The sequence below is a fragment of the Ferrovibrio sp. genome (assembly GCF_029255545.1).
In the GTDB taxonomy this organism is placed as follows: Bacteria; Pseudomonadota; Alphaproteobacteria; order Ferrovibrionales; family Ferrovibrionaceae; genus Ferrovibrio.
Map to the genome: position 1 here is coordinate 94,352 of NZ_JANLJJ010000068.1, position 11,322 is coordinate 105,673.

Here is an 11,322-nt window from a genome sequence, read left to right on the forward strand (position 1 = left end):
CGGATCGCCAATGCCCGGCCGATGCCCGATCCTGCCCCGGTGATCCAGACGATGCCGGGCTGGGTCATGCCGTTATGCCGAAAGTCTCGCCCATTGGTTCAGCACCCAGCCAAAAGATCCGCGGAAATTCAGCGGCGCATCGGTGACGGCCAGGCAGATGCAGGGGCCGTCATTCATGGCCACCGGACGGTGTTCGGTGGTGCCGTCGGCGATCTCGACGTCGCCGCGGGTGAAGGCCCCGCTTTCGTCGGTAAAACCGCCGCTCAGGACCAGGGTCATTTCCTCGCCGCGATGGGTGTGCAGCGGCATGGCCGCGCCCGGCGCGATCTTGAGCAGGCTGACCATCCCGCCCCGCGCCTTGGGCACTGGCAGGGCACAGGAATGAAGGCCGGCACCGCTCCAGCGCCAGTCGATACGATCGACGCCGTCTTTCAGGTAGTCACGCAGAGGAGCCGGGATGCCACCGCCCCGCCGGCCGGATACCGCTTTGCGGACTGGGGCCGATTCCTGTTCGCCCAGGCGGGCCTCGATGGCGGCAAAACCGGCGGATTTCAGGGATTGCGGCGACACGTCGTCCAGCATCGCGCCGGCGAGCCGCTCGATGCCGGCCAGCTCGGCGCGACAATGCGGACAAAGCGACAGATGGCAGGCCACCACCAGCGACCACGGCTCGGCCAGGGTGCCGGCAGCGTAATCAAGCAGCAACTCGGCCGGGATATGGTGACCCGGCGCCTGGGTCGCGGCTGGTATGGCGGTCAATTCGTTCATAACCATGGTCTTTACGAAATCCCAGTCCCTGCACTACTAGATGATGTACGCACCCGGCCCGAATTTGGATCATTCCGCAGACGCGTCAACCCGGCAGGCCATGGACTACTTCTTTTACGGTACTTTGTGCGATCCGGATGTCCATCGCCTGATCCTGGGCTACCAGCCCGGACCCCGTCAGATCAGGCACGCCAGCCTGGCTGGCTTTCGCCGCAAGACGGCCCGGAACCGCAGCTACCCGCTGCTGATCCCCGCCCCGGCCGGCCGGGTACAGGGCCTGCTGTTTACCCCGCGCCAGCGCGAGGATGCCGAGCGACTCGCGGCCTATGAAGGGCCGGAATACGTTACCCGCCGCCTGCCGGTCCGTCTCCGCGGCGCCAAAGGCTGCCGGATGGCCCGGGTCTTCCTGCCAGCGCCCGGCATGCTGCCGGCCGGCCCCGCCGACTGGCAGCTGGACAGCTGGCGGCGGCGCCACAAAACCAGTTTCCTGCTCTCCCTTACCCGACAGGGCCCGATGCCATGCGCAAACCGCTAGACACCAGCCACCAGCCGTTTCCCGTCGAGGTCAGCCGCGTCGATCCAGTGTTTCGTGGCCATTTGAAGATCGATGAACTGCATCTGCGCCACGGCCTGTTCGCCGGCGGCATGAGCGACCAGATGAGTCGCGAGGTGGTATGGCGGCGCGATGCGGTCTGCGTCCTGCCCTATGACCCGAAGCGGGATGAAGTGGTGCTGATCGAACAGTTCCGCGCCGCGTTGCTGTTCAATGGCGATCGGGCCTGGTCGGTCGAGGTCGTCGCCGGCCTGATCGAGGATGGCGAAAGCATCGAGGAGGTCGCCCGCCGCGAACTGAAAGAGGAAAGCGGCCTGGAGGCCAGCGGCGCGCTGCTGCCGATCACCAATGTTTATTCCACGCCTGGATTCTGCAGCGAGCGGTTCCACATGTATTGCGCCCGGGTGGATGCCGGGAAGGCCGGCGGCATCCATGGGCTGGACCATGAACACGAAGATATCCGGGTCTTCGCGATGCCGTTCACCGAGGCCTTTTCCCAGTGGGAAGCCGGGAAAACCTCCAATACCCCGATGGCGATCGGCCTGCTCTGGCTCGGCCTGTACCGTGAGCGTCTGCAGCAAAACTGGGCGGACCCGCGCGGGTTGCGACCCTGATCCCCCCTCGGTATAGGATTGGATCGGGGGAATTGGCCCGATACCCAGATACCGAGAGTAAAATGGACATCCGGAAAGATTTCATCGACAGCATCGGCCGCACCCCGCTGATCCGCCTGCGTCGCGCCTCCGAGCTCACCGGCTGCGAAATCTACGGCAAGGCCGAGTTCATGAACCCCGGCGGTTCGGTGAAGGATCGCGCCGCCCTCTACATCGTGCAGGATGCCATCCAGCGTGGCGCGTTGCGCACCGGCGGCACCATCGTGGAAGGCACCGCCGGCAATACCGGCATCGGCCTCGCCCTGGTGGGCAATGCCATGGGCTTCAGGACCGTGATCGTGATGCCGGAAACCCAGAGCCAGGAGAAAAAGGATTTCCTGCGCCTGTGCGGCGCCGACCTGCGGCTGGTGCCGGCCGTGCCCTACAAGGACCCGAACAACTACGTGAAATATTCCGGCCGCCTGGCCGAGGAATTGGCAAAGACCGAGCCCAATGGCGCGATCTGGGCCAACCAGTTCGACAACGTCGCCAACCGCGAGGCGCATTACCGCACGACCGGGCCGGAGATCTGGGCCCAGACCGAGGGCAAGGTGGATGGCTTCACCTGCGCCGTGGGCTCAGGCGGCACTTTCGCCGGCGTGCTGATGGCCCTGAAGGAACGCAATCCGAAGGTACAGGTGGCGCTGGCCGATCCGATGGGCGCCGCGCTGTACAGCTATTACAAGACCGGCGAACTCAAGGCCGAAGGCAGCTCGATCACCGAGGGCATCGGCCAGGGCCGCATCACGGCAAACCTGGAAGGCATCACGCCGGATGACGCCTTCCAGATTCCCGACGAGGAAGCCCTGCCGGTGGTGTTCGACCTGATCCAGCATGAAGGCCTGGTGCTGGGCGGCTCCAGCGGCATCAACATCGCCGCGGCGATCCGCCTGGCGAAGAAGATGGGCCCCGGCCATACCATCGTGACCATCCTGTGCGATGGCGGCGCGCGCTATCAGAGCAAGATGTTCAACCCCGAATTCCTGCGGGCCAAGAACCTGCCCGTTCCGCCCTGGATGGCCTGAGCATGACCACCTTCCTGTTCCGCGACGACGCCTACCTCACCCATTGCGATGCGGTGATCACCGCCATCGACGAGCGCGGCTTCCAGACCAACCAGACGGTGTTCTATCCGCTGGGCGGCGGGCAGCCCGGTGATGTCGGCCGCTTCGTGCTGTCGACCGGCGAGATCATCGAGATCGCCGACACGGTGAAGGGCGATGGGCCCGACGGCATCATCCACAAGCCGGGCGCCGGCTCGGCCGCGCTGAAAGTCGGCGGCCACGGCAGGCTGGAGCTCGACTGGGCGCGGCGCCACCGCCTGATGCGCATGCATACCTGCCTGCATCTGCTCTCGGCGCTGGTGCCCTTCCCCGTCACCGGCGGCTCGGTCGGCGACGGCAAGGGCCGGCTGGATTTCGACATGGCCGACAGCATCCCCGACAAGGATACCCTGACGGCGAAGCTGAACAGCCTGATCCGGGCAGACCACGCCGTCACCGCGCGCTGGATCACCGACGAGGAATTGCTGGGCAATCCCGAGCTGGTGAAGACCATGGCGGTGAAACCACCGATGGGCCATGGCCGCGTGCGCCTGATCGAGGTGGCCGGCACGGACAGGCCACTCGACCTGCAGGCCTGCGGCGGCACCCATGTGCGGCAGACCGGCGAGATCGGCCCGGTGGTGGTGCGCAAGATCGAGAACAAGGGCAAGCAGAACCGCCGCGTCAATATCGAATTCGCGGCTTGAGGCAAAGAGAGTCCAGGGAGCGTTTGATGGCTTACGTGAATGCGGATGCGCTGGTATCGACCGAATGGCTGGCGGAGCACCTGAAGGCGCCGGACCTGCGCATCGTCGATGCCTCGTGGTACCTGCCCTTCATGAACCGCGACGGCAAGGCGGAATATGCCGAGCGCCATATCCCCGGCGCCGTGTATTTCGACATCGACGAAATCTCCGATACCGACGTGCCGCTGCCGCATATGCTGCCCAGCCCAGAGAAATTCGCCTCGCGCATGCGCCGGCTTGGCATCGGCGACGGCAACCGCATCGTGGTCTATGACGGTTCCGACAACCACCTGTCGGCGCCGCGGGCGTGGTGGATGTTCAATGTCTTCGGCCATACCGACGTCGCCGTGCTGAATGGCGGGCTGAAAAAATGGATCGCCGAGGGCCGTCCGGTCGAGGACCTGCCGCCGCTGCCGCGCGAACGGCATTTCACCGCGCGGCGCAATGACCTGCTGGTGCGCGATGTGGAGCAGATGCGCGCCAACCTGGCCAGCGGCCGCGAACAGGTGCTCGACGCCCGCAGCAGGGGCCGCTTCGACGGCAGCGAGCCCGAACCGCGCCCCGGCCTGCGTGGCGGCCATATTCCGGGCTCGAAAAGCCTGCCGGCCGCCGCCCTGACCGATCCGCAGACCGGCCTGCTCCGCAACGGCCCGGAGCTGAAGGCGATGCTGCAGGATGCCGGCATCGACATGTCGAAGCCGGTGATCACCACCTGCGGTTCCGGCGTTTCGGCCTGCGCGCTGACTCTCGCGCTGCATCTGATCGGCCATCGCCAGGTCGCGGTCTATGACGGCTCGTGGACCGAGTGGGGCGGCCGCGCCGACCTGCCGGCCGAAGTGGCCGCCAAGGCCTGACGCCGGCGCCATGGCCGAAGCGCGCGATCCGCAAAGCGACACCAGGGTGCAGCAGGCGATCTTCCGCCTGCCGCCGGCGCAATTGCTGGATGACGGTCGCTACAACGTCACCGTCGTCTATCTCGACATGACCAAGCCGCCGCCCGAGGCGCCCAATCTGCCGCCGCTGGTGCCCAAGCTGGCGCTGCTGCGGCTCGACAAGCCGACGGTGGGTTTCTATCGCTATCTCTACGAGACGGTTGGCGGCCGCTGGCACTGGGTCGACCGTCACCGCATGAGCGACGTAGCGCTCGGCCATATCATCGGCGATCCGCTGGTGGAAATCTGGGTGCCCTATGTGGGTGGCGTGCCGGCCGGCTATATCGAGCTCGACCGCCGCGCCGAAGCCAGCGACGAAGGCAAGCCGATCAACATCGCCTATTTCGGCCTGGCGCCGGAATTCTTCGGCCGCGGCATCGGCCCCTGGCTGCTGCGCGCCGGCATCCGGCAGGCTTTTTCCTATGATACGAAGCGCCTGACCGTGAATACCTGCAACCTCGACCATCCGGCCGCCTTGCCGCTGTACCAGAAAGTCGGCTTCCGGCCGTACCAGACGCGCGAGGCGCTGTTCGATCCGCGGCGCTAGCCGGCCGCCTTCACCCGCTGGTAATGCCGCCGCGCCTTGGCGCGGTTGCCGCAGGCTTCCATCGAGCACCAGCGGCGGCGCTTGTTCGGGCTGGTATCGTGGAACAGCCAGCCGCAGCCGGGTCCGGCGCAGCAGCGGATGCTTTTGGGCTCGGCCGTCACCAGCAGGTCGGCGGCCAGCCGCGCGATCGCGCCCAGCGGCGAGCCCGGTTCGATGCCGTCGCCATGGCTGCGCCAGGCAAAGCCCCCATGACCGGACGGCGCCAGCGTACGCCCCTCCGGATATTGCAGCAGGCAATGGTTCAAAACCGCGAGGTCGGCTTTCGGCGCCATGCGGCCCCGGCGCGTGGCCTCGGCCAGGCGATGCAGGGCTTCGCGCAATGCCACTGCCTCGTCGCGCACGGCCTCTGCCCGCGCCGGGGCTTTCGCGGCATGGCGCGCCAACTCGGCGGCCGTGGCATCGCCGATGATTCCGGTCCGCCGGCACCAGGCCAGCAGGGCATCGTAGGACACCAGGGTTTCCTCGGGCCCGCCATCGGCGGGCCGGCGGCTGCGCCAGTCCAGCGTGTTGACGAAATCGAGCGCCGGATGGCCGCCAAGCAGGCCGAGGTCGAGGACGCGGAGCGGCTCTTTCATATAACCATCATACCGGTTGACTGCCTGGCCGCCAATGCCTAGTTTCCGGCCGATGGATTCCCCCGCCCCCCAATCCGCCGAGCCCGCCACCTTCACCCGTGCCGGCATCTGGCGCGGCATGAAACTGACCCTGCCCTACAGCGTCAGCGCCCTGCCCTTCGGCCTCGCCTTCGGCGCCGCCGCCGGCGCCATGATGACCCCGGCTGAGGCGACGCTGATGAGCGCGCTGGTCTTCGCCGGCAGCGCCCAGTTCGCCGTGCTGTCGCTGTGGGCCGGGCCGCTGCCGCTGCTGGCCATCACCATGACCGCTTTCCTGGTCAATGCCCGCCATATCGTGATGGGGGCCGCCCTGCAGCCCCATTTCGCCGGCCAGCCGCGCAGCCTGGTACTGCTGCTGGGCGGCGGCATGACCGACGCCGGCTGGGCGATCACCCTGCAGGAAATGCTACGCGGCCGCCGCGACCTCGGCATCCTGCTCGGGACCATCATCATGCAATGGCCGATCTGGACCGGCGGCACCCTGCTCGGCGCCATCATCGGCAGCGCTGGCATGGACCCCAAACGCTGGGGACTCGACGTGCTGATCGCCGGCGTCTTCGCCATCTCGGTGATTGGACTCTATCGTGGCCGCGACGACCTCCTGCCATGGATCGCCGCCGTGGCCGGCACCGCCGCCGCCCTGCTCTGGCTGCCGGGCAACTGGTACATCCTGATCGGCGGCCTGTCGGCTGGCCTGGCCGGGTTGCTGCGCCATGATGACTGAGCTGCCATGATGACTGAGCTGACCGCCATCGACAGCCTCGCCCTGTTCGCCATCCTCGGCATGGCGGCGGCAACCTATGCCACCCGCGCCGCCGGCTTCTGGCTGATGGGCTATGTCGAGATCACGCCACGGATCGAGCGCTTCCTGCGCCACATGGCCGGCGGCGTGCTGGTCGCCATCGTGACGGCGGCGGCGATGAACGGCAGCCCGGCGATGTGGATCGGCCTGGCCACCGCGTTCGGCGCCATGCTGCTGCTGCGCAAGCCGATGACCGCGATCCTGATCGGCGTGGCGATCGCCGCCCTGCTGCGTCACTTCGCGTTCGGCTGAGCGTTTCCGGGCGGCGACGCCCATTCCACCACCTGCCAGGCATTGCCCCGCCGCTGCACGCGATAGCGCGTCGGCGGCGCCGGCGTGGTGCGGCAATCGGGTTCGGCGCTGACAAGTCCGCAATTCCGCCCGGCGATGGCGATCACCGCCTCATCCGGGCTGAACTGCTCGGCGGCAGCAACGCGATAGCTCCACCAGTAGCGGATATGCGAAGCCCCGGCGAAATCCAGTGTCGCCGCCGGCGGCCAGACGGCGCGGCACAAAGCCGTGTCGCGGCGAGCAAAGCAGGCCAGCAGGGTTTCGACGGCGCAGAGCGGGGTTTCGGGCCGGCCGATACAGCGGCTGTCGCTGCGCCCGGCCGGGCCGATCAGATGGTATTGGCCAAGCGGATCAACCGCCGGCAACTGGGCCGCGGCCGTGACTGAGGCAACGACGGATATAAACGCAAGAAGAACGGCGACGATGTTGCGCATGACGCTCCTCCCCGGTTACAGGCGGGAAGGAGCATAACACGATTTTCAGCCGGATCAGTGCAGGATCTGGCTGAGGAACAGCTGGGTGCGCTCGTTCTGCGGGTTGGAGAAGAATTCCTCGGGCGTGTTCTGCTCGATGATTTCGCCGCGATCCATGAAGATCACCCGGTTGGCCACCTTGCGGGCGAAGCCCATCTCATGGGTGACGCAGATCATGGTCATGCCACCCTCTTCGGCCAGCCCGACCATGACATCCAGCACCTCCTTGACCATTTCCGGATCGAGCGCCGAGGTCGGCTCGTCGAACAGCATGATCTTCGGGTTCATGCACAGCGAGCGCGCGATGGCGACGCGCTGCTGCTGGCCGCCGGAAAGCTGGCCCGGATATTTCTTGGCCTGCTCGGGGATGCGCACGCGCTCGAGATACTTCATGGCGGTGGCTTCGGCTTCCGCCTTGGGTTTCTTGAGCACCCAGATCGGGCCGAGCGTCAGGTTTTCCAGCACGGTGAGATGCGGAAACAGGTTGAAATGCTGGAACACCATGCCGACCTCGCGGCGGATGGCGTCGATATTCTTGATGTCGTTGGTCAGCTCGGTGCCATCGACGATGATATGGCCCTGCTGATGCTCTTCCAGCCGGTTGATGCAGCGGATCATGGTGGACTTGCCGGAACCCGATGGGCCGCAGACCACGATGCGCTCGCCGCGCGCCACGTTCAGGTTGATGTTCCGCAACACGTGGAACTCGCCGTACCACTTGTTGACCTTCTGCAGTTCGATGATGGGGACAGCCATGGTCGACATTTCCCTTTAACGCTTATGTCCAGTGGCCAGACGCTTTTCGAGATTCTGGCTGTATTTCGACATGGAGTAACAGAACAGGAAGTAGATGATCGATATGAAGATGTAGACCTCGATGGAGAATCCCCGCCAGGCCGGATCGGTCAGCGACACCTTGGCGGACTGCATCAGATCGTAGATGCCGATGATCACCACCAGCGAGGTATCCTTGAACGCGGCGATGAACAGGTTGACCAGCGGCGGGATCACGATCTTCAGCGCCTGCGGCAGGATCACCAGCCGCATCTTCTGGCCATAGCTCAGGCCAAGGGAATCGGCGCCTTCATACTGCCCCTTCGGAATCGCCTGCAGGCCGCCGCGCACCACCTCGGCAATATAGGCGGCGGCGAACAGGATGATGGCGATCTGGGCACGCAGCAGCTTGTCGATGCTGAACCCTTCCGGCAGGAACAGCGGCAGCATCACCGAGGACATGAACAGCATGCTGATCAGCGGTACGCCACGGATCAGCTCGATATACATGATGCACAGCGTCTTGATCGCCGGCATGCGCGACCGCCGGCCCAGCGCAAGAACGATGCCGAACGGAAAGGCGATGGCGATGCCGAATGTGGCCAGGATCAGGGTCAACGGCAGGCCGCCCCAGAGGGTATTCTCGACATAGCGCAGCCCGAACACGCCGCCCCACATCAGGATCGCGACCACGATCAGCCCGCCGACCCAGATGATGGGCAGGCTGACGTTCCAGAAGCGCGGCATGCAGCTTGCCACGATCATCGCCACCAGCAGGATGGCGGCGATCAGCGGTCGCCACTGCTCCTCATAGGGATACAGGCCAAACAGGATCAGCCGGTATTTCTGGCCGATGAAGGCCCAGCAGGCACCACCGCCGGCGCGGCATTCCTGCGAGGTGGCCGCCGTGAAGCTGGATTTGATCAGGGCCCATTCGATGAAGGGCGGCAACGCCATCAGGATCAGCCAGACCGACAGGACGGTCAGGACGGTGTTGAGTGGCGAGGAAAACAGCCGCTCGCGCACCCAGGCAATCGGCCCGGTCGAGATGCTCGGCGGCGGCAGGGATTCGCTGGCTGTCGTCATCTTACCGCTCCACCAGCGCAATATGCTTGTTGTACCAGTTCATGAAGAGCGAGATCGACAGGCTGATGCTGAGATACACCGCCATGATGATCATGATGCCTTCAATCGCCTGGCCGGTCTGGTTCAGCGTGGTGTTGGCTACCGACACGATGTCGGGATAACCGATCGCCACTGCCAGCGAGGAGTTCTTGGTCAGGTTCAGATACTGGCTGGTCATCGGCGGGATGATCACCCGCAGCGACTGCGGCAGCACGATCAGGCGCAAGGTCTGGGACCGGGTCAGGCCCAGCGCGCTGGCCGCCTCCCACTGGCCGTAGCTGACCGCCTGGATGCCCGAGCGGACCACTTCGGCGATGAAGCCGGCCGTGTAGAGCACGAGGCCGAACAGCAGCGCGGCGAATTCCGGCGTCAGGGTGGCGCCGCCGACGAAATTGAAGCCCTGCAGCTTCGGCACATCCAGCTCGAGCGGCGCGCCGCCGATCAGCCAGCCGAGCACGGGCATGCCAAGCAGCAGCGCGATGCCGGTGCGGTAGACCGGGAAAGCCTGGCCCGTGGCGTCCTGCCGCTTCCTGGCAAAACGCACCACAAAGATGATCAGCACAATCGCCAGCAGGAAGCCGAAAGCCGCCAGATCATAGGCGAAATGGTCGGTCGGCGCCGGCACCTTGACGCCGCGATTGGAAACAAACACGCCGGGCAGCAGGTTCAAGGCCTGGCGCGGTCCGGGCATGCTTTCGGTGATGATCGCGTACCAGAAGAACAGCTGCAGCAGCAGCGGAATGTTGCGGATCACCTCGACATAGATCATCGAAAGCTTGGCGATCAGCCAGTTCTTCGACAGGCGCGCAATGCCGACAATGGTGCCCAGGATCGTCGCCAGCACGATGCCGACAACCGCCACGCGGATGGTATTCAGCAGACCCACCAGAATGGCGCGGGCATAGGTGTTCTCCGGCCCGAAGGCGATCGGCGATTCACCGATGGCAAACCCTGATTCCCGCGACAGGAAATCGAAGCCGGTGGAGATGTTGCGGATCGAGAGATTGTGCAGCGTGTTGGAAACCAGGAACCAGCCGATGGCCACCACCAGAATCAGCGCGACTGCCTGATAGACAATCGAGCGGACATCCGGATCATTCCAGCTCAGACGCCGCGGCGGCGCGGGTTGCGCGCCGTTTACACTACCTTTGGCCATGTGCCCCCCATGGCTGTTACGAACACAAACGCAATATCACGAACCAGGCAGAGACCGGCAGCGCCCTGTTTCGCCGCCGGTCCTGCCTGATCGGTTACTTAGCGGATTGGCCAGGCGTACAGAGCGCCGCCCTTCGACCATTGCTGGTTGACGCCGCGGGCCAGCTTCAGCGGGCTGCCCATGCCGACGTTGCGCTCGAAGCTCTCGCCGTAATTGCCAACCTGCTTGACGATGTTGTAGGCCCATTTCTCGTCGAGACCGAGCGCCTTGCCGGCGCCGGGGGTGACGCCGAGGATGCGCTTCACGTTCGGATTCTCGCTCTTCAGCATCTCGTCGACATTCTTCGAGGTGATGCCATATTCCTCGGCCTCGATCATCGCGTTGAGCGCCCAGCGGACCACGACCAGCCACTGGTCATCGCCCTGGCGCACCATCGGACCAAGCGGCTCCTTGGAGATGATCTCCGGCAGGATCAGGTGATCATCCGGATTCTGCAGCTGGGTCGCGCGGGTCGCGGCCAGACCGGAAGCATCGGTGGTGTACACGTCGCAGCGGCCGGCCGCATAGGCAGCCACCACTTCATCCAGCTTCTCGATGACGACCGGCTTGAAGGTCAGCTTGTTGGCGCGGAAATAGTCGGCAAGGTTCAGCTCGGTGGTGGTGCCCGGTTGCACGCAGACGGTGGCGCCATTCAGTTCCTTGGCGCTTTTCACGCCAAGCTTCTTGGTCACCATGAAGCCCTGGCCGTCATAGTAGTTCACGCCGGCGCCGATCAGGCCCAGCGA

The 11,322-nt window shown here is 65.3% G+C and carries 15 protein-coding genes; 8 read left to right on the forward strand and 7 right to left on the reverse strand.

Annotated features, from left to right (window positions below; translation table 11 throughout):
* Nucleotides 1-72 precede the first annotated feature (72 nt).
* Nucleotides 73-768: a ChrR family anti-sigma-E factor gene (locus tag Q1J79_RS13580; protein WP_300301266.1), complete on the reverse strand. Its 696-nt coding sequence runs from the start codon at nucleotides 766-768 to the stop codon at nucleotides 73-75.
* 40 nt (nucleotides 769-808) lie between these two features.
* On the opposite strand from Q1J79_RS13580, the gene Q1J79_RS13585 reads away from it, so the two are divergent.
* The 6 genes from Q1J79_RS13585 (at nucleotide 809) to Q1J79_RS13610 (ending at nucleotide 5,242) form a co-directional block, all read left to right on the forward strand.
* Entirely contained in the window at nucleotides 809-1,303 is a 495-nt protein-coding gene (locus Q1J79_RS13585; protein WP_300301268.1) for a gamma-glutamylcyclotransferase family protein, read from the forward strand.
* Entirely contained in the window at nucleotides 1,288-1,935 is a 648-nt protein-coding gene (locus Q1J79_RS13590) for an NUDIX domain-containing protein (RefSeq protein WP_300301270.1), read from the forward strand. The genes Q1J79_RS13585 and Q1J79_RS13590 overlap by 16 nt, the downstream gene beginning before the upstream one ends.
* Before the next feature lie 62 nt (nucleotides 1,936-1,997).
* Entirely contained in the window at nucleotides 1,998-2,999 is a 1,002-nt protein-coding gene (locus tag Q1J79_RS13595; protein WP_300301272.1) for a cysteine synthase A, read from the forward strand.
* Between the two features lie 2 nt (nucleotides 3,000-3,001).
* Nucleotides 3,002-3,724, forward strand: coding sequence for an alanyl-tRNA editing protein (locus tag Q1J79_RS13600; protein ID WP_300301274.1), 723 nt, complete (start codon nucleotides 3,002-3,004; stop codon nucleotides 3,722-3,724).
* Nucleotides 3,725-3,750: 26 nt separating this feature from the next.
* Nucleotides 3,751-4,617, forward strand: coding sequence for a 3-mercaptopyruvate sulfurtransferase (gene sseA, locus Q1J79_RS13605; protein ID WP_300301276.1), 867 nt, complete (start codon nucleotides 3,751-3,753; stop codon nucleotides 4,615-4,617).
* Between the two features lie 10 nt (nucleotides 4,618-4,627).
* On the forward strand, nucleotides 4,628-5,242 hold the full coding sequence (locus Q1J79_RS13610; protein ID WP_300301278.1) for a GNAT family N-acetyltransferase: 615 nt from the start codon (nucleotides 4,628-4,630) through the stop codon (nucleotides 5,240-5,242).
* Here the strand turns inward: Q1J79_RS13610 and Q1J79_RS13615 are convergent.
* The gene (locus Q1J79_RS13615) at nucleotides 5,239-5,877 is read right to left on the reverse strand and encodes an ABATE domain-containing protein (protein WP_300301280.1); all 639 of its coding nucleotides are present in this window, start codon (nucleotides 5,875-5,877) and stop codon (nucleotides 5,239-5,241) included. The genes Q1J79_RS13610 and Q1J79_RS13615 overlap by 4 nt on opposite strands.
* A gap of 52 nt (nucleotides 5,878-5,929) precedes the next feature.
* Here Q1J79_RS13615 and Q1J79_RS13620 point away from each other — a divergent pair, with 52 nt between their 5' ends.
* Together Q1J79_RS13620 and Q1J79_RS13625 are read left to right on the forward strand one after the other, a co-directional pair.
* Nucleotides 5,930-6,640, forward strand: coding sequence for an AzlC family ABC transporter permease (locus Q1J79_RS13620; protein ID WP_300301282.1), 711 nt, complete (start codon nucleotides 5,930-5,932; stop codon nucleotides 6,638-6,640).
* Between the two features lie 6 nt (nucleotides 6,641-6,646).
* Nucleotides 6,647-6,970: an AzlD family protein gene (locus Q1J79_RS13625; RefSeq protein ID WP_300301284.1), complete on the forward strand. Its 324-nt coding sequence runs from the start codon at nucleotides 6,647-6,649 to the stop codon at nucleotides 6,968-6,970.
* Here Q1J79_RS13625 and Q1J79_RS13630 read toward each other — a convergent pair.
* The 5 genes from Q1J79_RS13630 to Q1J79_RS13650 all read right to left on the reverse strand — a co-directional run.
* Nucleotides 6,952-7,443 carry a hypothetical protein gene (locus Q1J79_RS13630; protein ID WP_300301286.1) on the reverse strand — a complete coding sequence of 164 codons (492 nt, stop codon included), beginning with the start codon at nucleotides 7,441-7,443 and terminating at the stop codon, nucleotides 6,952-6,954. The genes Q1J79_RS13625 and Q1J79_RS13630 overlap by 19 nt on opposite strands.
* Nucleotides 7,444-7,497: 54 nt before the next feature.
* The gene (locus tag Q1J79_RS13635) at nucleotides 7,498-8,238 is read right to left on the reverse strand and encodes an amino acid ABC transporter ATP-binding protein (RefSeq protein WP_300301288.1); all 741 of its coding nucleotides are present in this window, start codon (nucleotides 8,236-8,238) and stop codon (nucleotides 7,498-7,500) included.
* 15 nt (nucleotides 8,239-8,253) lie between these two features.
* Nucleotides 8,254-9,342 carry an amino acid ABC transporter permease gene (locus Q1J79_RS13640; protein WP_300301290.1) on the reverse strand — a complete coding sequence of 363 codons (1,089 nt, stop codon included), beginning with the start codon at nucleotides 9,340-9,342 and terminating at the stop codon, nucleotides 8,254-8,256.
* A gap of 1 nt (nucleotide 9,343) precedes the next feature.
* Nucleotides 9,344-10,537 (reverse strand): amino acid ABC transporter permease, encoded by a 1,194-nt coding sequence (locus Q1J79_RS13645; RefSeq protein WP_300301292.1) that lies wholly within the window; start codon nucleotides 10,535-10,537, stop codon nucleotides 9,344-9,346.
* A gap of 98 nt (nucleotides 10,538-10,635) precedes the next feature.
* Nucleotides 10,636-11,322: transporter substrate-binding domain-containing protein (locus tag Q1J79_RS13650; RefSeq protein WP_300301294.1), on the reverse strand; the 687-nt coding region annotated here is incomplete at its 5' end.

Coding starts and splice junctions, on each gene's coding strand:
- Q1J79_RS13580 (WP_300301266.1), bottom strand. CDS start 768: ATGAACGAATTGACCGCCATACCAGCCGCGACCCAGGCGCCGGGTCAC.
- Q1J79_RS13585 (WP_300301268.1), top strand. CDS start 809: ATGATGTACGCACCCGGCCCGAATTTGGATCATTCCGCAGACGCGTCA.
- Q1J79_RS13590 (WP_300301270.1), top strand. CDS start 1,288: ATGCGCAAACCGCTAGACACCAGCCACCAGCCGTTTCCCGTCGAGGTC.
- Q1J79_RS13595 (WP_300301272.1), top strand. CDS start 1,998: ATGGACATCCGGAAAGATTTCATCGACAGCATCGGCCGCACCCCGCTG.
- Q1J79_RS13600 (WP_300301274.1), top strand. CDS start 3,002: ATGACCACCTTCCTGTTCCGCGACGACGCCTACCTCACCCATTGCGAT.
- sseA (WP_300301276.1), top strand. CDS start 3,751: ATGGCTTACGTGAATGCGGATGCGCTGGTATCGACCGAATGGCTGGCG.
- Q1J79_RS13610 (WP_300301278.1), top strand. CDS start 4,628: ATGGCCGAAGCGCGCGATCCGCAAAGCGACACCAGGGTGCAGCAGGCG.
- Q1J79_RS13615 (WP_300301280.1), bottom strand. CDS start 5,877: ATGAAAGAGCCGCTCCGCGTCCTCGACCTCGGCCTGCTTGGCGGCCAT.
- Q1J79_RS13620 (WP_300301282.1), top strand. CDS start 5,930: ATGGATTCCCCCGCCCCCCAATCCGCCGAGCCCGCCACCTTCACCCGT.
- Q1J79_RS13625 (WP_300301284.1), top strand. CDS start 6,647: ATGATGACTGAGCTGACCGCCATCGACAGCCTCGCCCTGTTCGCCATC.
- Q1J79_RS13630 (WP_300301286.1), bottom strand. CDS start 7,443: ATGCGCAACATCGTCGCCGTTCTTCTTGCGTTTATATCCGTCGTTGCC.
- Q1J79_RS13635 (WP_300301288.1), bottom strand. CDS start 8,238: ATGGCTGTCCCCATCATCGAACTGCAGAAGGTCAACAAGTGGTACGGC.
- Q1J79_RS13640 (WP_300301290.1), bottom strand. CDS start 9,342: ATGACGACAGCCAGCGAATCCCTGCCGCCGCCGAGCATCTCGACCGGG.
- Q1J79_RS13645 (WP_300301292.1), bottom strand. CDS start 10,537: ATGGCCAAAGGTAGTGTAAACGGCGCGCAACCCGCGCCGCCGCGGCGT.